Genomic DNA, 17,961 nt, shown 5'->3' with positions numbered 1-17,961 from the left:
GGCCTCTGACCTGTGTCGGGGTGGCGGGATTTGAACCCACGACCTCTTCGTCCCGAACGAAGCGCGCTGCCAAGCTGCGCTACACCCCGATGTCGCTGCTTGTCCTGCTTGTCGCGGCGACGTCGTTTACTTTAGCCCACTGGTGGCTGGAGACGAAATCCGGTTTTGGCGCGGTGGCGGATCGGGTTGGGGCGGACGTGGTCGAGGGCCACGAGGAGGACGGCGAGGGCGTAGAAGGAGAGGCCGAGGAGGAGGGCGTTGGCCAGGGTGTGCTTGAAACCGTGGGCCTCGGCGTCGAGGAAGGGGTAGAGGTAGCGGCCTGGCGTGGTGGGGGTGATCAGCTGGGCGCGGAGGAGGAGGAAGAGCAGGTAGACCGCGGGGTAGAGCATCCAGGTCGCCGCCCGGCGCAGGCGCATGCGGCCCGGTGGGGTCAGGAGCAGCCAGTCGAGGAGGGCGGCCATGGGGGTGACCGTGTGGAGGAGGTGGTTGGTCAGGGTGGTCCAGAGGGTGGGGGAGATCGCCGGGGCCGTCGCCAGGAAGTGGGGGGCCGGGTCTGGCAGGAGCAGGTGGTACACCAGGGCCGTGATCGTGATGTAGAGCAGTGCCGCGCCGGTCAGGGCGGCGGACAGAGGGGGCCGGGCCGACCAGGCGCGGCGGGCCGAGAGGAGGGTCACCCCAGCCAGCAGCACGTTGCTCTGGAGGGAGAAGTGACTCAGGGTGCGCAACGGGGCGTCCGTGATCAGGAGCGCCAGGGTCACGCCCGTGGCTGCCGTGCCGGCCAGGAGCAGGCGCAGCACGGCGGTCAGGGGGCGGCGTACCGGGGGCACCACCGCGGAGGCGGGGACGAAGGAGGGCAGGAGCGCGTGGGTCCGCGGAATCGCGGGCAGCTCCGGAATGTCCCGGGGTATCGGCGCGGTCATGCCCCCAAAGTAGGCAAACGGGGTAAAGGGGGCGATGTGGGTGGGCCGGATGGGGGAAGAAGGGGCTGTCGCTGTCAGTCCTTCGGTACCAGGTCAGCCCTCGGTACCAGGCCGGTCCTTCGGTACCAGGGCAGCCTGCCTTCGGTACCAGGGCAGCCTGCCTTCGGTACCGGGTCAGTCCTTCGGTACCGGGTCAGTCCTTCGGTACCAGCGTCAGCAGTGTCACTTCCGGCGGGCACGCGAACCGCACCGGTGTGTAGCGGCTCGTGCCGCAGCCGGCCGAGACGTGCAGGTAGGAGGTACGGTCCTGCGCCGTGTGCGTCGACAGGCCCTTCACGCGGTCCGTGTCGAGGTCGCAGTTGGTGACGAGGGCGCCGTAGAAGGGGATGCACAGCTGGCCGCCGTGGGTGTGGCCGGCGAGCACCAGCGGGTAGTCGTCCGCCGTGTACGCGTCGAGGACGCGGAGATACGGCGCGTGCACCACGCCCATCGAGAAGTCCGCGGAGGCCGAGGGGCCGCCGGAGACCTGGGCGTAGCGGTCCCGCTTGATGTGCGGGTCGTCCACGCCGGTCAGCTCGATCGACATGCCGTCGATCTTCAGGACGCCCCGAGTGTTGGTCAGGTTGAGCCAGCCCGCCCCGTCGAAACCGTCCCGCAGGTCCTCCCACGGGTTGTGGACGACGCCGACGGCGGGCGGGTTGCCGTTCAGGCCGTGGCGGCCCTGGACCTTCTCCAGGAGGTAGCGGGCCGGGTTGCGCAGGGTGGGGCCGTAGTAGTCGTTCGAGCCGAAGACGTACGCGCCCGGGAAGTCCATCAGGGGGCCGAGGGCGTCCAGCGTCTCCGGGACGGCCTCCGGGTCGGAGAGGTTGTCGCCCGTGTTGATCACGAAGTCGGGGCGCAGACCGGCCAGCGAGCGCAGCCAGCGCTGCTTCTTGCGCTGGCCGCCGACCATGTGGATGTCCGAGACCTGCAGTACGCGCAGGGGGCGCATTCCGGAGGGGAGGACGGGGACCGTCACCCGTCGGAGGCGGAAGGAGCGGGCTTCGAAACCCGCCGAGTACACCAGACCGGCGGCGCCAGCCGCCGCGATGGACAGAGGTACTGCGTATCGCGCGCGCATGCCTCCATCGTGTCAGACCCGTTGGGCCCGGCTGACACCCCGTCTGCCCCCGCCCCCGAAATGAGCGGGCGTCGGGGCTGCCGCACCTGCGACAATCACCTGCATGACCACGCTCAAGTCGAAGCTTCAGGAAGACCTCAACGCCGCGATCAAGGAGCGCGACGAGCTGCGCTCCTCGACGCTCCGGCTGACGCTCGCCGCGATCACCAAGGAGGAGGTCGCGGGCAAGGAGAAGCGTGAGCTCTCCGACGACGAGGTGCAGAAGGTGATCACCCGCGAGGCGAAGAAGCGCCGGGAGGCCGCCGACGCCTTCGCGCAGGGTGGTCGCCCCGAGTCCGCCGAGCGGGAGAAGGCGGAGGGCGTGGTGCTCGCCGCGTACCTGCCCAAGCAGCTCAGCGACGAGGAGCTGAACGACATCGTCGCCCAGGCCGTCGAGGAGGCGAAGGCGGCGGGCGCCGAGGGGCCGCGGGCCATGGGCGCCGTCATGAAGATCGTGAACCCGAAGGTGGCGGGGCTGGCTGAGGGCGGGCGCGTCGCCGCGGTCGTCAAAAAGCTGCTCGCGGGCTGATCCCGGCCGCAGCGCACGCGCAGCCGCACGCCGCAGCCGCACGCGCAGCCGCACGCCGGGGCTTCACCCGCACGCAGCGGCCGCGCCCGCATGCCGTGGCCTCGGGGCGCCGTACCAGCGAAACGGCCCCTGCTCCTCGTACCGCACACACTTCTCTGTGCGCTGTACGAGGGGCAGGGGCCGTCCCGATGCGTACCCAGTACCACCGCTTACCGCTTACCGCTTACCGCTTACCGCTTACCGCCGAGCCGTCGCCGGCCGGTGGGCGGTTCTCAGCCCCGGCCGCGCCCGCCCCCGTTGCCGTTGCCCTGGAACAGGTTGCCGAAGTCGGTCGAGGTGTCGCCGCCGGTCGAGGAGGAACCGCCGTTGGACGAGGTGCCATCGGACGTGCCGCCGTCGAAGAGGCCGCCGATGAAGCCGTTGCCGCCGCCGTTGTTGCCGTTCCCGTTCCCGTTGCCGTTCCCGTTGTTGTTGTCGTCGCTGTTGTCGTCGTCGCCCTTGTCCTGGTTGTTGCGCGGGATGAAGACGGTGTGGAACTCCGGGGCCCCCTTGCCCTCCAGGGCGCCGTTCATGGCGTCTCGCCAGATCGGGCCGGGGGTGTCACCGCCGTAGACCTGGCCGTGGTAGACGCCGCCGATGTAGATGTCGGTCATCTGCACCTTCTGGGTGGCGCTGCCGACCCAGACGGCGCCCGCGAGGTTCGGGGTGTAGCCGACGAACCAGGCGTTCTTGCGGGAGTCCGTGGTACCGGTCTTACCGGCGTTGTCGCGGCCGGAGAGGCCGGCCTGCTGGCCCGTACCGGAGTCGATCACACCGCTGAGCAGGGTGTTGATGGTGTCCGCGGTCTTCTCGCTCATCGCCCGCGAGCAGGTCGACTTCGGGACCTCCAGCGACTTCTTCTTGCCGCCGACGGTCTGGGCGATCGACTCGATGGCGATCGGGGTGCAGTACATGCCCCGGCTGGCGAAGGCCGCGTACGCGCTCGCCATGGTGAGGGGGGAGAGGCCGGTCGAACCGAGGGTCATCGAGGACGGCACCTCGGGGACCTTGTCGCCGTTGCCCTGGACCACGCCGAGCGCGTCGGTCATCTTCACCACGGGGCACATGCCGATGTCGGCGAGCATCTGCACGAAGTAGGTGTTGACCGACTTCGCCATGGCGGTCTGCAGGTCGTACGGGCCCTTCTCGGACTCGCTCTCGTTCTCCAGCTTGTAGCCGCCGTCGTTGCGCCAGGACTTGCCGCTGCAGGTCTGGACGGTCTCGGGGTACGCCATCTCGTACGGCGCCGAGTACGTCTGGTTGGCCGGGCGGCCCTCCTCGATCGCGGCCGCGGCCACGAACGGCTTGAAGGTCGAACCGGTCGGGAAGCCGAAGTTCGAGCCGCCCATGGAGGCGTTGACCGAGTAGTTGTACTCGGTCTCGTTCTTGCCGTAGCCGTACGGCTTGGACTGGCCCATGCCGAGGATCTTGCCGGTGCCGGGCTCGACGAGCGTGGCCGCCGCCGCGACCTTGTCCGACTTGTAGACGTGCTTCTTCAGGCTGGCCTGGACGGATTCCTGGGCCTGCGGTTCGAGGGTCGTCCGGATGGTCAGACCGCCCTGGTTCCAGAGCTTGGCCCGCGCCTCCTTCGTCTTGCCGAAGACCGGGTCGCTGAGGAAGACCCGCTCGACGTACTTGCAGAAGAAGCTGGCGCCCTGGACGGCGGTGATGCAGCCGTTCTTCGGCTGGGTGACCTTCAGGCCCAGCGGGGCCTTCTGCGCCTTGGCGGCCTCGGCCTCCGAGATGTCGCCGACCTCGGCCATGCGCTGGAGCACGGTGTTACGGCGCTTGGTGGCCTCGGTCGCGTCGTTGACCGGGTCGTAGCGGCTCGGGGACTGGACGATGCCGGCCAGCAGGGCCGCCTGCGGGAGGGTGAGGTCCTTGGCGTGCGTGGAGAAGTAGCGCTGGGAGGCCGCCTCGACGCCGTAGGCCTGCTCGCCGAAGAACGTGATGTTCAGGTAGTTCTCGAGGATCTTCTTCTTGCCGAGTTCCTCCTCGACCTGGATCGCGTACTTCAGCTCCTTGATCTTGCGGCCGATGGTCTGCTGGGTGGCCTGCGCGACCTTCGTCGGGTCGTCGCCGGCCTCCTCCACGAAGACGTTCTTCACGTACTGCTGGGTGAGCGTCGAGGCGCCCTGGGAGACGCCGCTGCTCTGCACGTTCTTGTTGAGGGCGCGCAGGACGCCCTTCAGGTCGATCGCGCCGTGCTGGTAGAAGCGCGAGTCCTCGATCGCGACGATCGCCTTCTGCATGAACGGCGAGATGTTCTTGAGGTCGACCACCGTGCGGTCACGGGAGTAGACCGTGGCGATCTGGCCGCCCTCGGAGTCGAGGATCGTGGTGCGCTGGCTCAGCGGCGGTGTCTTCAGGTTGGCCGGGAGTTCGTCGAACGACTCGACCGACCCCTTGGCGGCCAGTCCCAGCGCGCCGAACGCGGGCAGCGCGATGCCCGCCAGCACGGCTCCGGAGAGGACACTGACACCGAGGAACTTGGCGGCCTGCTGCGTGGCGGACAGGCCACCGCCCGAGCGCTTGTTTGGCATGAGGGCAGCCTACGTTCTCATTCGCCGGACACGCGTCAATGCCTTGGCCTAAGCTGCTCCCAACTGTCACAGCAGTAGGGCCACGTATCAATACGTCCGGCGACCCCGAATCGTTCCGGAGGTTCCCCGATTTTTTGGTGGGGGCGTGCCCGAATCCGCCTTGTGTGTCATCCGGCGTCCGTTGTGGCCCAAGTGAACTGTCCCATTTGTCGGGAAGGTCACGCATGTCGCAGGCTCACTCCCCCGGGTGATCTGCCGCTTACCCATAGTCCGTTCGGGCCATTCAAGATTGGGCCCGAAGGGGGTGTTGCGCTGTGCCCACCTTCCGTAACGTCCTCAACTGGCGGCGGTGAATATGCCGCTGCCGCCGTGGGGGAGCCTCGATTCGGGAGAGGACGGCGCCGGTATGGGCTGGGTTACCGACTGGAGTGCGCAGGCTGCCTGCCGCACTACCGATCCGGATGAACTGTTCGTTCAGGGAGCAGCGCAGAACAGGGCCAAGGCGGTGTGCACCGGATGCCCGGTACGCACCGAATGTCTGGCCGACGCGCTCGACAACCGCGTCGAGTTCGGCGTGTGGGGAGGCATGACGGAGCGCGAGCGCCGCGCTCTGCTGCGCAGGCGGCCGACCGTCACCTCGTGGCGCCGGCTGCTGGAGACCGCGCGCTCGGAGTACGAGCGCGGCTCGGGCATCGTGTCGCTCGACGACGACGAGATGTACGAGAACTACGCGGCAGTCAGCTGAGAAGAGCCCTTCTGTACGGGGCCTTCCTGTTCGGCTTCGGCGGTCTTCGGGGTCTTCGGCGGTCTTCGGCGCGTTCGGTCTGTGTGGCTGGTCTGCGTGCGGGGCTGCGCCTGCCGTCTGCGCTGCGGTCTTCGGGCGGCTTCAGTCGTCGCTGGCCTCGGGAAGCTCCGGTTGAGGGGACGCGAGCCGATTGCCGATGTCCCGCAGCCCAGCAAGGTCGTGTACGTCACCGGGCAGCGCCGCCACTTCGGCCACCGCCACCTCCGGATGGAGGGCGGTGAAGCGGTCACGGGTGCGCTGCTCACGGGAGAGCAGATGCATACGCTCGGCGTGCAGCCTCAGCAGGCCTGCGGTCAGCTGATCGGCGCTGGGGGAGCCGGAACCCTGGTCGGTCGCGGGGCCCGCGGCGGGCTCGGTTGCGGGTGATTCTGAACTGCCGTGCGTGTCGGGAGAGTTACGAAGTCCAGCTTTCCCGCCGTCCTGATCCACAATGCGGGGGTCATCAAGATTTTCCGCCACGCGGGAAGCGGACGCGGGGGCCTCCGCCTCGGTCTCCGCCTCGGCGTGGGCCAGATCGAGGTTCTCCGCGGCGGCGAGCGCCCGCTCGGCTGACAGCTGGGCCGCACCGCTGCCATGGACCCGGTTGAGCACCAGACCCGCCAGCGGCATGCTCTCGGCGGCCAGTCGCTCCACGAAGTACGCGGCCTCCCGCAGCGCGTCCCGCTCGGGGGCCGCCACGACGAGGAACGCCGTCCCCGGTGCCTGGAGCAGCTTGTAGGTGGCGTCCGCGCGCGTGCGGAACCCGCCGAACATCGAGTCCATCGCCGCCACGAACGTCTGCACGTCCTTCAGCAGCTGCCCGCCCAGCAGCTTGCCGAGCGCGCCGGTCATCATCGACATCCCGACATTGAGGAACTTCATCCCCGCGCGGCCACCGACCTTCGCGGGCGCGAGCAGCACCCGGATCAGCTTGCCGTCCAGAAACGAACCCAGCCGCTTCGGCGCGTCCAGGAAGTCCAGCGCCGAGCGGGACGGGGGAGTGTCGACCACGATCAGGTCCCACTCGTCCCGGGCGCGCAGCTGGCCCAGCTTCTCCATCGCCATGTACTCCTGCGTGCCGGCGAAACCGGCGGAGAGCGACTGGTAGAAGGGGTTCGTCAGGATCGCGGACGCCCGCTCCGGATCCGCGTGCGCCTCGACGATCTCGTCGAACGTGCGCTTCATGTCGAGCATCATCGCGTGCAACTCGCCGTCGCCCTCGACGCCCTTGACCCGGCGCGGGGTGTTGTCGAGCGAGTCGATGCCCATCGACTGGGCCAGCCGGCGCGCCGGGTCGATGGTGAGCACCACCACCTTGCGGCCCCGCTCGGCCGCTCTGAGACCCAGCGCCGCCGCCGTCGTCGTCTTGCCGACCCCGCCGGAACCGCAGCACACCACGATCCGGGTCGCCGGGTCGTCGAGCAGCGGGTCCAGATCGAGCACGCGCGCGGGGGAGAGCCGGTGCTGTGCCTGGCCCTGGTCCCGACTCATACCGTCCCCCTCATGCGATCTGCTGCTTGCGCAGCTCGGTGGCGAGGTCGTACAGGCCCGCCAGGTCCATTCCCTCGGCGAGCAGCGGCAGTTCGTGCAGCGGCAGGCCCAGCTCGCCCAGCACCGCCCGCTGCTCCTGCTCCAGCGCGTGCCGCTCGGCGTACTCCTCGGCCTGCTGCAGGAGCGGGTCCACCAGCCGCTCGGCGTGCCCGCCGCGCCGCGCCCCGCCCAGCCCGGCCGCGGACAACGACCGCGCAAGGGATGAACGTGTCACGGTTCGTACGAGTTCCAGACCATCCGTGTCCAACACCTCGGGCCGCACCATGTTGACGATCACCCGGCCCACCGGCAGCTTCGCCGCCCGCAGCTCGGCGATGCCGTCCGCGGTCTCCTGGACCGGCATCTCCTCGAGCAGCGCGACCAGGTGCACGGCCGTCTCCGGCGACTTCAGCACCCGCATCACGGCTTGCGCCTGATTGTGTATCGGGCCGATCTTGGCCAGCCCCGCCACCTCGTCGTTGACGTTCAGGAAGCGGGTGACGCGACCGGTCGGCGGGGCGTCCATGACGACGTAGTCGTACACGAACCGCCCGGTCCTGTCCTTGCGCCGGACCGCCTCGCACGCCTTGCCGGTGAGGAGGACGTCCCTCAGCCCGGGTGCGACGGTGGTGGCGAAGTCGATCGCGCCCAGCTTCTTCAGGGCCCGCCCGGCGCTCCCCAGCTTGTAGAACATCTGGAGGTAGTCCAGAAGGGCCAGTTCGGGATCGATGGCGAGCGCGTACACCTCACCCCCGCCCGGCGCGACGGCGATCTTGCGTTCCTCATAGGGCAACGCCTCTGTCTCGAAGAGCTGCGCGATGCCCTGCCGGCCCTCCACCTCGACGAGAAGCGTCCGCTTCCCTGCCGTGGCGAGGGCCAGCGCTAGGGCGGCGGCGACCGTCGTCTTTCCGGTCCCGCCCTTGCCGCTGACGACCTGGAGCCTGCTCACGTCTTCGAGCGTAACCAGTCCGTGCCCGAGGCAATCGGGAGGCTGTGGACAACGGGGGCCGGTATCGGCCACATGGCCTGTGGACAACCGGCCCGGAACCAGCCGCCCGGCCTGCACGGGAGCCCTGGGGCGACAGCGGATAAAGTCGCCCCATGACCAAGTGGGAATACGCAACCGTGCCGCTGCTCGTCCATGCCACGAAGCAGATTCTGGACACCTGGGGCGAGGACGGCTGGGAGCTCGTCCAGGTCGTTCCCGGGCCGAACAACCCCGAGCAGCTCGTGGCCTACCTGAAGCGGGCCAAGGCATGAGCGGCGTCGAGGCGAAGCTCGCCGAGCTGGGCCTGACCCTGCCGGCCGTGGTGCCGCCCCTCGCGGCCTACCAGCCCGCCGTGCAGTCGGGGCCGTACGTGTTCACCTCAGGTCAGCTGCCCATGGTGGACGGCAAGCTGCCCGTCACCGGCAAGGTCGGCGCCGAGGTCACCCCCGAGGAGGCCAAGGAGCTGGCCCGCACCTGCGCCCTGAACGCCCTGGCCGCCGTGAAGTCGGTCGCCGGTGATCTGGACCGCGTCGCGCGCGTGGTGAAGGTCGTCGGCTTCGTCGCCTCGGCCTCGGACTTCACCGGCCAGCCCGGCGTCGTCAACGGCGCGAGCGAGCTGCTCGGCGCGGTCCTCGGCGACAAGGGCGTGCACGCGCGCAGTGCCGTCGGTGTCGCCGTGCTGCCGCTGGACGCCCCGGTCGAGGTCGAGATCCAGGTCGAGCTGGTCCCGTAACGGCCACCCCGGGGTGCCCTGACCTCGGGCACCTCTCGAACATTCGCTCACCAGGGGATAGCCTCGCGCCCATGGCGAATGGGCAGTGGTTTCCCTCGGACTGGCCGGACCGCATCCGCGCGCTCGCGGACGGGACACTCACGCCCGTCACACCCAGACGCGCGGCCACCGTCATGCTCGTGAAGGACGGGCCGGCCGGGACGTTGTTCGTCCACATGCTGCGCAGACGCGCCTCCATGGCCTTCGCCGGGGGCGCGTACGCGTATCCGGGCGGCGGGGTCGACCCGCGCGACGACGAGCGTCCGGTGCGCTGGGCGGGCCCCACGCGCGCGTGGTGGGCGCGGCGGCTCGGCGTCGAGGAGGCGGAGGCCCAGGCGATCGTCTGCGCGGCCGTACGGGAGACGTACGAGGAGGCCGGCGTCCTGCTCGCCGGGCCGGACCCCGACTCGGTCGTCGGTGACACGACCGGCGCCGACTGGGAGGCGGACCGCGCGGCCGTGGCCGCCCGTGAGCTGTCCTTCGCCGAGTTCCTCGACCGCCGCGGGCTCGTCCTGCGCTCCGACCTGCTCGGTGCCTGGACCCGCTGGATCACCCCCGAGTTCGAGGCCCGGCGCTACGACACCTGGTTCTTCGTGGCAGCGCTCCCCGAGGGCCAGCGCACCCGCAACGCCTCCACGGAGGCCGACCGCACCGTGTGGATCCGCCCGCAGGAGGCGGCGGACGGCTACGACAAGGGCGAGCTGACGATGATGCCGCCCACGATCGCGACCCTGCGCCAGCTGGCGCCGTACGCCACCGCCGCCGAGGCCCTCGCCGCCGCTCCCGGCCGCGATCTGACCGCCGTCCTGGCCGAGGCCCGGCTGACCGACGGCGAGATCGTGCTGAGCTGGCCGGGCCACGGCGAGTTCACCAAGCACATCCCCATCCCCGCCGGTGGAGGCCCCGCATGACCGACGCAGCAGCGCTTCCCGGCCAGCCTCGCGGCGGCGTCCTGACCGGACCGGCCACCGCGCGCGCGGTCAACGTCCTTGCGCCGAACGCCTCCGCGATGACCCTGGACGGCACCAACACCTGGATCGTCTCCGAGCCCGGCTCCGAGCTGGCGGTCGTGATCGATCCGGGCCCGCTGGACGACGGCCATCTGCGCGCCGTCGTGGACACCGCAGAACAGGCCGGCAAGCGGGTCGCCCTGACCCTGCTCACTCACGGCCACCCCGACCACGCCGAGGGCGCCGTCCGGTTCGCCGAACTGACCGGTACGCGCGTGCGTGCCCTCGATCCGGCCCTACGGCTGGGCGACGAGGGGCTGGGCGCCGGTGACGTGATCACGCTGGGCGGCCTGGAGCTGCGGGTCGTGCCGACGCCCGGCCACACCGCCGACTCGCTCTGCTTCCATCTCCCGGCGGACAGGGCCGTCCTGACCGGCGACACGATCCTGGGGCGCGGCACCACGGTCGTCGCCCACCCCGACGGCCGGCTGGGCGACTATCTGGACTCCCTACGGCGCCTGAGGTCCCTCACGGTCGACGACGGCGTCCACACGGTCCTCCCGGGCCACGGCCCCGTCCTGGAGGACGCCCAGGGCGCCGTGGAGTTCTACCTCGCCCACCGCGCCCACCGCCTCGCCCAGGTCGAGACGGCCGTCGAGGACGGCTTCCGCGCCGCCTCCGACGTCGTCGCCCATGTGTACGCCGACGTCGACCGCTCCCTGTGGCCGGCGGCCGAACTCTCCGTACGGGCGCAGATCGAGTATCTGGAGGACCACGGGCTGATCTAGTGCGGTCACGGCACTCGCGGCCGTTCCCCGGGGTTCAGGCGCCGTCCTCCGGCCGGGGAGCCTTGATGCCGTGCACGCGCGCGTACTCGTTCGCGAGCCAGGGCCCCAGATCGTCCACGTACGACGCGAGGACGACCGCGTCGCCGACCGGTTCGTAGCCGCGCAGCGCCGCCTTCCGCACCTGCTCGGCCCGCTCGGGGTAGTGCCCCGCGAACGCCTCGGCCATCTCGTGCAGGTCGCTGGTCCAGCCGTTCCAGCGGGGCATGACCAGGGTGAACGCGGTGCGCACGAGGTGGCGGGACAGCGACCGGACGAGAGGCCTGAGCGCCTCCTCCGTTCCGGCGGTCTCGGCGATGCGGGCCCGCCAGCGCGGCAGCAGCAGGGCGAGTTCGCCGTTCGTCTCGCGCGCGAGGAGCGAGTCGGGGCGGTAGCGGGGCAGGTACTCGGCGAGGTCCTCACCGAGGAGCGGGGTGCACAGACAGGCGACGAAGAACCCCAGGTCGTACCGCTCCAGGTCGCTCAGCACGCGCGTGCGGCTCGACAGCAGCACGCCGCCGCCGTCGATCTGGGCGAACCTCCGGTCGAGGGCCTCGAGCAGGGTCCGGGCACCGGCCCGGTCCGCCTCGGCCGGCTCCTCGTGCAGGACGGCCAGCAGGTCCAGGTCGCTGCGCCCCACGCGCGCGGTGCCGCGGGGGATCGACCCGTAGAGGTAGGCGCTGTGCAGGCGCGCCCCGAACAGCTCCAGGAGCCCGTCCCGGGCCGCCGCGACGACGGGGCGGAAGGGGTTCGTCACGCGCGCGAGGGAGCCTTCGCGCAGGAGGTAGCCCTGGGCGTCGAGCCCTCGCGGGGGAATCGTTTCAGCCATGGGGCGGAAAGGGGTGGCCCTGGGGACCGTAATGGCCCCGGGGGTCGTAATGGCCCCGGGGCCCCGGCGCCGCCGCGCGCTGTCGCGTCGTTACCGCGACCGCTTGGCGAGCCGCTCCACGTCCAGCAGGATGACCGCTCGCGCCTCCAGGCGCAGCCACCCGCGCTGGGCGAAGTCGGCGAGCGCCTTGTTGACCGTCTCGCGCGAGGCGCCGACGAGCTGGGCCAGCTCCTCCTGCGTGAGGTCGTGGACGACGTGGATGCCCTCCTCGGACTGCACGCCGAAGCGCCGGGAGAGGTCCAGCAGGGCGCGCGCCACGCGGCCGGGGACGTCGGAGAAGACCAGGTCGGACATGGCGTCGTTGGTCTTGCGCAGACGCCGGGCGACGGCGCGCAGGAGCGCGGCGGCCACCTCGGGGCGGGCGTTCAGCCAGGGCTGGAGGTCGCCGTGACCGAGGCCGAGCAGCTTGACCTCGGTGAGGGCCGTCGCCGTCGCCGTACGCGGGCCCGGGTCGAAGAGCGAGAGCTCGCCGATCAGCTCGCCGGGGCCCACCACGGCCAGCATGTTCTCGCGGCCGTCGGGGGACGTGCGGTGGAGCTTGACCTTGCCCTCGGTGACGACGTAGAGCCGGTCGCCCGGGTCGCCCTCGTGGAACAGGGAGTCACCACGGGCGAGGGTCACCTCACTCATGGAGGCGCGCAGCTCCGCGGCCTGCTCGTCGTCGAGTGCCGCGAAGAGCGGGTTGCGCCGCAGAACGTCGTCCACGAGTTCTCTCCTTGTCGCCTGCTCAGGGGATCTTGTCCCCCGCGTACCAGGGGACCTGGTTCCCCATTTTGCCGGACGGTCCAAACAGTGTGATCTGTCACAAGGATGCCGCACACATGTCCGGAGGTAAGCGGCAGGGGTCCAATTGGGGGCCGATCTTCGGGGTCCGGGGCAGATGTCGGTGCCGGGCTTTAGGCTGGCCGGGTGTCCAAATCGCCGGTGAGAGCACAGGCCAAGGGGGCTGGGCGGGTGGTTGTACGTCGGGATTCCGCTGTGGGCGAACAAGAGTCCGGTGAGGATAAGAAGACGGCAAAAGTGACAACAAAAGCCATTGCTCGCAAATCGGCCGGAAAGCCCGAGTCGCGGACCGCGCTCGTCCGCCGGGCCCGCCGTATCAACCGCGAACTCGCCGAGGTCTACCCGTACGCCCACCCGGAGCTGGATTTCGAGAACGCCTTCCAGCTCGTGGTCGCCACGGTCCTGTCCGCCCAGACCACCGACCTCAGGGTCAACCAGACGACTCCCGCCCTCTTCGCCAAGTACCCCACCCCGGAGGACCTCGCCGCGGCCAACCCGGAAGAGGTCGAGGAGATCCTCCGCCCCTGCGGGTTCTTCCGGGCCAAGACCCGGTCGGTCATAGGGCTCTCGAAGGGACTGGTGGAGCAGTTCGGCGGCGAGGTCCCCGGCCGTCTGGAGGACCTGGTCACCCTGCCCGGCGTCGGCCGCAAGACCGCCTTCGTGGTCCTGGGCAACGCCTTCGGGCGGCCCGGCATCACCGTGGACACCCATTTCCAGCGGCTCGTACGGCGCTGGCGGTGGACGGAGGAGACCGACCCCGACAAGATCGAGGCGGCGATCGGCACGCTCTTCCCCAAGGGCGACTGGACGGACCTGTCCCACCACGTCATCTGGCACGGCCGCCGCATCTGTCACGCGCGCAAGCCGGCCTGCGGTGCCTGCCCCATCGCCCCGCTCTGCCCCGCGTACGGCGAGGGCGAGACGGACCCCGAGAAGGCGAAGAAGCTCCTGAAGTACGAGAAGGGCGGCTTCCCCGGCCAGCGGCTCAACCCGCCGCAGGCCTACCTCGACGCGGGCGGGCGGCCGGCCCCGCCGCTGGGGGCCGGATGACCCGGGCGACGAGGCAGGCGGGACCGGCGGCCGACGGGGCGCGGCCGACGGAACGATCTACGGGTCCTCGCGCGTTGGACCCGGCAGAACGGGGGCGCGGCGATGACACGGGTGAGTGACACGGCCAGCGAGACGGCCGGCGGGACGGCGAGGGCCACGGCGAACCTGCCACGCGCGGCGAACGCCGCGACCGGAGGCCCGGGGCGTGCCCGGGGCGGCGGCGCCGCCGAGGGTGGTGCGGCGGGCGCCGGGGTCGGAGGCGCGGTCGACCCCGCGGCCGGTGCTGCGGCGTCCCCGTCCGGTGGTCCCGTGGGCGCCGGGACCGGAGCCGTGGCCGACGGCGCGAAGGGTGAGCCGGGCGGTGCCCAGGAGGGTGCCCGGGGCGGTACCCGGGGTGGCGCCGTGCCGCTGCGGACACACGGCCTGCCCGGTTGGCTCGACCCGGTCGTGCGGGTCGTGGAGACGGTCCGGCCGAGCCAGCTCAGCCGCTTCCTGCCGCCGCAGGACGGCGCGGGACGCCAGTCCGCGGTCCTCGTGCTGTTCGGAGAGGGCGAGCAGGGCCCCGAGCTGCTGCTGATGGAGCGGGCCGGCACCCTGCGCTCGCACGCGGGACAGCCCTCCTTCCCCGGCGGCGCCCTCGACCCGGAGGACGGCGATCCGCAGGGCGACGGCCCGCTGCGGGCCGCGCTGCGCGAGGCCGAGGAGGAGACCGGACTCGACCCCTCGGGCGTCCAGCTCTTCGGTGTGCTGCCCAAGCTGTACATCCCGGTCAGCGGTTTCGTCGTGACGCCCGTCCTGGGCTGGTGGCGCGAGCCGAGCCCGGTGGGAGTCGTCGACCCCAACGAGACGGCCCGGGTCTTCACCGTCCCCGTGGCCGATCTCACGGACCCGGCGAACCGGGCCACCGCGGTCCACCCCGGCGGCTACCGAGGTCCGGCATTCCTGGTCGAATCGGCCCTGGTCTGGGGCTTCACGGCCGGCATCATCGACCGCCTGCTGCACTTCGCGGGCTGGGAGCGCCCCTGGGACCGGGACAAGCAGGTCCCGCTCGACTGGCGGTCATGACAGGGTGAACCCCGTGAACGTGCTGGACATCCTGTTGCTGGTCGCGGCCGTCTGGTTCGCGGTGGTCGGCTTCCGCCAGGGCTTCGTCGTCGGCATCCTGTCGGTGATCGGCTTTCTGGGCGGCGGTCTGGTCGCCGTCTATCTGCTGCCGCTCATCTGGGACTGGCTGACCGACAACGCCGAGGTCAGCACCACGGCCGCCGTCGTCGCCGTCGTCGTCGTGATCGTCTGCGCGTCGGTCGGACAGGCGCTGACCACCCATCTCGGCAACAAACTGCGCCGGTACATCACCTGGTCCCCGGCCCGCGCCCTGGACGCCACCGGCGGCGCCCTGGTGAACGTCGTCGCCATGCTGCTGGTGGCCTGGCTGATCGGCTCCGCCCTGGCCGGCACGACCCTGCCGACCCTCGGCAAGGAGGTCCGCAACTCCACCGTGCTCCAGGGGGTGTCCCGGGCGCTGCCCGACCAGGCGGACACCTGGTTCGCCGACTTCTCCTCCGTCCTCGCGCAGAACGGCTTCCCGCAGGTCTTCAGCCCGTTCGCCAACGAGCCGATCACCGACGTCCAGCCGCCCGACCCGGCCCTCGCGGGCAGCGCCGTCGCCACGCGCGCGCAGCGCTCCATCGTCAAGGTGATGGGCACCGCCGAGAGTTGCGGCAAGGTCCTGGAGGGCACCGGCTTCGTCTTCGGCGAGCGCCGCGTGATGACCAACGCGCATGTCGTGGGCGGCGTCGACGAACCCACCGTGCAGATCGGCGGCGAGGGCCGCAAGTACGACGCGACGGTCGTCCTGTACGACTGGAAGCGCGACATCGCCGTGCTCGACGTACCGGACCTGCACGCGCCCGTGCTCAAGTTCACCACCGACGTCGCCTCCACCGGTGCTGACGCGATCGTCGCCGGGTTCCCGGAGAACGGCTCGTACGACGTCCGGGCGGCGCGCGTGCGCGGGCGCATCACGGCCAACGGCCCGGACATCTACCACCGCGGCACCGTGCGCCGTGATGTGTACTCGCTCTACACGACCGTCCGTCAGGGCAACTCCGGCGGCCCACTGCTCACCCCCGACGGGCGGGTGTACGGCGTGGTGTTCGCGAAGTCGCTCGACGACGCCTCCACCGGGTACGCGCTCACCGCGGACGAGATCCAGCAGGACGTCACGGCCGGACGTACCGCGGGACAGCAGGTGGACAGCGACCGCTGCGCCCTCTAGTGCCGTGACCGGGAAGGTTTGCCGGGAAGCTCGCGGACGCCGCGAGCCGGTGAACCTTTCCGGTCACGGCACTAGCTGCTTCTCGGGGCGCGGGAGCGGCGGTCAGCCGGTCGGGACGGCCCGGGCGGCGGTCAGCCTCGAGGGTGACGCAGGCGTACCGAGACCCAGCGGGCCCGGCGGCGCAGGATGCGCGGAATGCCCACCCGGAGGTCGGAGCCCGGCAGCTGCGGGTCGGAACCTCGTTGGTGGGAGCTCAGGCCAGCGGCCGAGCGGCGGTTGCGTGCTGCGTCACTGTAGTCGTGCGTCCAGCCCATACCCCGACGTCTGCCCCCGCCCCAAGGTCGATAACCGCCCCGAGGCCCGCCAATTGGCCTATGCGTCGGGCAATTGGCCGCTTGTCGTACAGGCGTTTCCCGTGGCATCCGGCGACGGACACCGGGCGCGACCACTCGGTCACCGATCCGGTTCCGGATCCTTCAGCCAATTGACCAGTTCGGTGGAGAAAGCGACCGGATCCTCCTCGTGAGGGAAGTGGCCCAGCCCGTCGAAGAGCCGCCACCGGTAGGGCGCCTCCACGTACTCGCCGGAGCCGGCCGCGCTACGGGTGCGCATCACCGGGTCGAGTGACCCGTGCAAGTGGAGCGTGGGGACGCGCACGGGCCGTTTCATGCGCCGGTAGAACTGGACGCCGTCCGGTCGCGCCATCGAGCGCACCAGCCACCGGTACGGCTCGATGGAGCAGTGCGCGGTGGAGGGGATGCACATGGCGCGCCGGTACGTCTCCAGGACCGCGTCCTCCGGCGGCCGCGGCCCGGACCACTCCCGGACGAGGCGAGCCACCAGCTCCCCGTCGTCGGCGGTGAGCTGCCGCTCCGGGATCCACGGCCGCTGGAAGCCCCAGATGTGGGAACTCGCGGCGGACTGGCGGACGTCGGCGAGCATCGCCGAGCGCCAGCGCCGCGGGTGCGGCATCGAGGCCACCGCGAGCCGCCGGACCAGCTTCGGGCGCATCACGGCGGCCGTCCACGCCAGATAGCCGCCCAGGTCGTGACCGACGAGCGCGGCGTCCGGCTCGCCGAGCGAGCGGATCACGCCCGTGATGTCGAGGGCGAGGTTGGCCGGGTCGTAGCCCCGGGGCGTACGGTCGCTGCCGCCCACGCCCCGCAGGTCCATGGCGACGGCCCGGAAGCCGGCGTCGGCGAGCGCGCCGAGCTGGTGCCGCCAGGTCCACCAGAACTGCGGGAAGCCGTGGACCAGCATGACCAGCGGTCCGTCACCGGCCTCCGCGATGTGGAAGCGGGCGCCGTTCGCGGCGACCTCACGATGGGTCACCTTGGTGCCCTCGGCGTACTCCGGCCGTACGACCGAGGTGGGGTGCGCCGAAGGGGTGGCGGGGTCCGTCATGACGTCGAGCGTGCCACAGCCTCGATGGCCGCCGGGCCCCGGTCCTCGGTCAGCTCCGGCCTGGGGTGCGGCTTGGCGTTCTGCAGGACGCCCGCGCTCTCCTTCATCGACGCGGCCACCTTCTGCGGGCCCTGGCTCTTCTTGGCCTTCTTCGCGAACACCACGCCGATCAGCACCAGGACGAGCGCGACGAGCACGTTCGCCGCGAAGGACAGCAGGAAGCAGATCGCGAGGTTCCAGTCGCTCCAGGTCCGGATGCCGTACGCCAGCGCGAAGTTCAGCATCGGCAGGGAGAACACCAGGACCGCGCCTGCCACCGTGAACGCCCCGCCGCTCGCCGCGCCGCGCTTCACGTCCTGCCTGAGCTGAGCCTTCGCCAGCGCGATCTCGTCGTGCACCAGCGCGGACATCTCGGACGTCGCCGAGGCGAACAGCTGGCCGATGCTGGCTTCGGCGCCGACCGGGCCGCCGTCGGGTGCGCTCATCGCGGTCTCCCTCGCTTCTTTTGTACCGTCCCGT

19 protein-coding genes and 1 tRNA gene are annotated in these 17,961 nt (G+C 70.9%); 9 read left to right on the top strand and 11 right to left on the bottom strand.

The window, feature by feature from the left end; translation table 11 throughout:
- Nucleotides 1-15 precede the first annotated feature (15 nt).
- From U5640_RS20800 to U5640_RS20790, 3 genes are all read right to left on the bottom strand, one after another.
- Nucleotides 16-89 (bottom strand) — tRNA-Pro (locus U5640_RS20800).
- Between the two features lie 42 nt (nt 90-131).
- Complete coding sequence (locus U5640_RS20795; RefSeq protein WP_340377271.1) at nt 132-920, bottom strand: Pr6Pr family membrane protein; 789 nt, start codon at nt 918-920, stop codon at nt 132-134.
- Nucleotides 921-1,113: 193 nt separating this feature from the next.
- Entirely contained in the window at nt 1,114-2,040 is a 927-nt protein-coding gene (locus U5640_RS20790) for a metallophosphoesterase (RefSeq protein ID WP_340377270.1), read from the bottom strand.
- Nucleotides 2,041-2,143: 103 nt separating this feature from the next.
- On the opposite strand from U5640_RS20790, the gene U5640_RS20785 reads away from it, so the two are divergent.
- Complete coding sequence (locus U5640_RS20785; RefSeq protein WP_067256541.1) at nt 2,144-2,608, top strand: GatB/YqeY domain-containing protein; 465 nt, start codon at nt 2,144-2,146, stop codon at nt 2,606-2,608.
- Between the two features lie 272 nt (nt 2,609-2,880).
- On the opposite strand, the gene U5640_RS20780 is transcribed toward U5640_RS20785, so the two are convergent.
- Nucleotides 2,881-5,190 (bottom strand): transglycosylase domain-containing protein, encoded by a 2,310-nt coding sequence (locus tag U5640_RS20780; RefSeq protein ID WP_340377269.1) that lies wholly within the window; start codon nt 5,188-5,190, stop codon nt 2,881-2,883.
- Nucleotides 5,191-5,596: 406 nt separating this feature from the next.
- On the opposite strand from U5640_RS20780, the gene wblA reads away from it, so the two are divergent.
- Nucleotides 5,597-5,935: a transcriptional regulator WblA gene (gene wblA, locus U5640_RS20775; protein WP_055634507.1), complete on the top strand. Its 339-nt coding sequence runs from the start codon at nt 5,597-5,599 to the stop codon at nt 5,933-5,935.
- A gap of 141 nt (nt 5,936-6,076) precedes the next feature.
- Here the strand turns inward: wblA and U5640_RS20770 are convergent, their stop codons facing one another.
- Both U5640_RS20770 and U5640_RS20765 read right to left on the bottom strand, forming a co-directional pair.
- Nucleotides 6,077-7,465 carry an ArsA family ATPase gene (locus tag U5640_RS20770; RefSeq protein WP_340377268.1) on the bottom strand — a complete coding sequence of 463 codons (1,389 nt, stop codon included), beginning with the start codon at nt 7,463-7,465 and terminating at the stop codon, nt 6,077-6,079.
- Between the two features lie 10 nt (nt 7,466-7,475).
- Nucleotides 7,476-8,453: an ArsA-related P-loop ATPase gene (locus U5640_RS20765; RefSeq protein ID WP_340377267.1), complete on the bottom strand. Its 978-nt coding sequence runs from the start codon at nt 8,451-8,453 to the stop codon at nt 7,476-7,478.
- Nucleotides 8,454-8,605: 152 nt separating this feature from the next.
- Here U5640_RS20765 and U5640_RS20760 point away from each other — a divergent pair, with 152 nt between their 5' ends.
- The 4 genes from U5640_RS20760 to U5640_RS20745 all read left to right on the top strand — a co-directional run bounded on the left by U5640_RS20760 (nt 8,606) and on the right by U5640_RS20745 (nt 11,002).
- Complete coding sequence (locus tag U5640_RS20760) at nt 8,606-8,764, top strand: DUF4177 domain-containing protein (RefSeq protein WP_020129281.1); 159 nt, start codon at nt 8,606-8,608, stop codon at nt 8,762-8,764.
- Nucleotides 8,761-9,225: a RidA family protein gene (locus U5640_RS20755; RefSeq protein ID WP_340377266.1), complete on the top strand. Its 465-nt coding sequence runs from the start codon at nt 8,761-8,763 to the stop codon at nt 9,223-9,225. Before U5640_RS20760 ends, U5640_RS20755 begins: the two co-directional genes overlap by 4 nt.
- Before the next feature lie 71 nt (nt 9,226-9,296).
- A complete protein-coding gene (locus U5640_RS20750) occupies nt 9,297-10,175 on the top strand; it encodes an NUDIX hydrolase (protein WP_340377265.1) in 879 nt (292 codons plus the stop codon).
- A complete protein-coding gene (locus U5640_RS20745) occupies nt 10,172-11,002 on the top strand; it encodes an MBL fold metallo-hydrolase (RefSeq protein ID WP_340377264.1) in 831 nt (276 codons plus the stop codon). Before U5640_RS20750 ends, U5640_RS20745 begins: the two co-directional genes overlap by 4 nt.
- A gap of 34 nt (nt 11,003-11,036) precedes the next feature.
- On the opposite strand, the gene U5640_RS20740 is transcribed toward U5640_RS20745, so the two are convergent.
- Together U5640_RS20740 and U5640_RS20735 are read right to left on the bottom strand one after the other, a co-directional pair.
- Nucleotides 11,037-11,867 carry a nucleotidyltransferase domain-containing protein gene (locus U5640_RS20740; RefSeq protein ID WP_340377263.1) on the bottom strand — a complete coding sequence of 277 codons (831 nt, stop codon included), beginning with the start codon at nt 11,865-11,867 and terminating at the stop codon, nt 11,037-11,039.
- A gap of 90 nt (nt 11,868-11,957) precedes the next feature.
- Nucleotides 11,958-12,632 (bottom strand): Crp/Fnr family transcriptional regulator, encoded by a 675-nt coding sequence (locus tag U5640_RS20735; RefSeq protein ID WP_029382547.1) that lies wholly within the window; start codon nt 12,630-12,632, stop codon nt 11,958-11,960.
- A gap of 315 nt (nt 12,633-12,947) precedes the next feature.
- Between U5640_RS20735 and nth the strand changes: the two genes are divergently transcribed.
- The 3 genes from nth to U5640_RS20720 all read left to right on the top strand — a co-directional run bounded on the left by nth (nt 12,948) and on the right by U5640_RS20720 (nt 16,038).
- A complete protein-coding gene (gene nth / locus U5640_RS20730; protein ID WP_340377262.1) occupies nt 12,948-13,760 on the top strand; it encodes an endonuclease III in 813 nt (270 codons plus the stop codon).
- A gap of 402 nt (nt 13,761-14,162) precedes the next feature.
- A complete protein-coding gene (locus tag U5640_RS20725; protein WP_340385229.1) occupies nt 14,163-14,825 on the top strand; it encodes a CoA pyrophosphatase in 663 nt (220 codons plus the stop codon).
- A 13-nt stretch (nt 14,826-14,838) separates the two neighbouring features.
- The gene (locus tag U5640_RS20720; RefSeq protein ID WP_340377261.1) at nt 14,839-16,038 is read left to right on the top strand and encodes a MarP family serine protease; all 1,200 of its coding nucleotides are present in this window, start codon (nt 14,839-14,841) and stop codon (nt 16,036-16,038) included.
- 131 nt (nt 16,039-16,169) lie between these two features.
- Here U5640_RS20720 and U5640_RS20715 read toward each other — a convergent pair whose 3' ends face one another.
- The 3 genes from U5640_RS20715 to U5640_RS20705 all read right to left on the bottom strand — a co-directional run bounded on the left by U5640_RS20715 (nt 16,170) and on the right by U5640_RS20705 (nt 17,927).
- Nucleotides 16,170-16,352 carry a hypothetical protein gene (locus tag U5640_RS20715; RefSeq protein ID WP_340377260.1) on the bottom strand — a complete coding sequence of 61 codons (183 nt, stop codon included), beginning with the start codon at nt 16,350-16,352 and terminating at the stop codon, nt 16,170-16,172.
- Between the two features lie 139 nt (nt 16,353-16,491).
- Complete coding sequence (locus U5640_RS20710; RefSeq protein ID WP_340377259.1) at nt 16,492-17,442, bottom strand: alpha/beta hydrolase; 951 nt, start codon at nt 17,440-17,442, stop codon at nt 16,492-16,494.
- Entirely contained in the window at nt 17,439-17,927 is a 489-nt protein-coding gene (locus U5640_RS20705; protein WP_340377258.1) for a phage holin family protein, read from the bottom strand. The genes U5640_RS20710 and U5640_RS20705 overlap by 4 nt, the downstream gene beginning before the upstream one ends.
- Nucleotides 17,928-17,961: the final 34 nt, after the last annotated feature.

Source organism: Streptomyces sp. SS7 (genome assembly GCF_037993025.1).
GTDB lineage: Bacteria > Actinomycetota > Actinomycetes > Streptomycetales > Streptomycetaceae > Streptomyces.
Note: the sequence above shows the minus strand (reverse complement) of the source record. Positions and strands in the feature narration are given on the sequence as shown.

What these genes read in the sequence shown, in the direction of transcription:
- U5640_RS20715 (WP_340377260.1), bottom strand. Translation starts at nt 16,352, where the DNA reads ATGGGCTGGACGCACGACTACAGTGACGCAGCACGCAACCGCCGCTCG.
- U5640_RS20780 (WP_340377269.1), bottom strand. Translation starts at nt 5,190, where the DNA reads ATGCCAAACAAGCGCTCGGGCGGTGGCCTGTCCGCCACGCAGCAGGCC.
- U5640_RS20705 (WP_340377258.1), bottom strand. Translation starts at nt 17,927, where the DNA reads ATGAGCGCACCCGACGGCGGCCCGGTCGGCGCCGAAGCCAGCATCGGC.
- wblA (WP_055634507.1), top strand. Translation starts at nt 5,597, where the DNA reads ATGGGCTGGGTTACCGACTGGAGTGCGCAGGCTGCCTGCCGCACTACC.
- U5640_RS20770 (WP_340377268.1), bottom strand. Translation starts at nt 7,465, where the DNA reads ATGAGTCGGGACCAGGGCCAGGCACAGCACCGGCTCTCCCCCGCGCGC.
- U5640_RS20740 (WP_340377263.1), bottom strand. Translation starts at nt 11,867, where the DNA reads ATGGCTGAAACGATTCCCCCGCGAGGGCTCGACGCCCAGGGCTACCTC.
- U5640_RS20790 (WP_340377270.1), bottom strand. Translation starts at nt 2,040, where the DNA reads ATGCGCGCGCGATACGCAGTACCTCTGTCCATCGCGGCGGCTGGCGCC.
- U5640_RS20750 (WP_340377265.1), top strand. Translation starts at nt 9,297, where the DNA reads ATGGCGAATGGGCAGTGGTTTCCCTCGGACTGGCCGGACCGCATCCGC.
- U5640_RS20795 (WP_340377271.1), bottom strand. Translation starts at nt 920, where the DNA reads ATGACCGCGCCGATACCCCGGGACATTCCGGAGCTGCCCGCGATTCCG.
- U5640_RS20710 (WP_340377259.1), bottom strand. Translation starts at nt 17,442, where the DNA reads ATGACGGACCCCGCCACCCCTTCGGCGCACCCCACCTCGGTCGTACGG.
- U5640_RS20745 (WP_340377264.1), top strand. Translation starts at nt 10,172, where the DNA reads ATGACCGACGCAGCAGCGCTTCCCGGCCAGCCTCGCGGCGGCGTCCTG.
- U5640_RS20785 (WP_067256541.1), top strand. Translation starts at nt 2,144, where the DNA reads ATGACCACGCTCAAGTCGAAGCTTCAGGAAGACCTCAACGCCGCGATC.
- U5640_RS20755 (WP_340377266.1), top strand. Translation starts at nt 8,761, where the DNA reads ATGAGCGGCGTCGAGGCGAAGCTCGCCGAGCTGGGCCTGACCCTGCCG.
- U5640_RS20760 (WP_020129281.1), top strand. Translation starts at nt 8,606, where the DNA reads ATGACCAAGTGGGAATACGCAACCGTGCCGCTGCTCGTCCATGCCACG.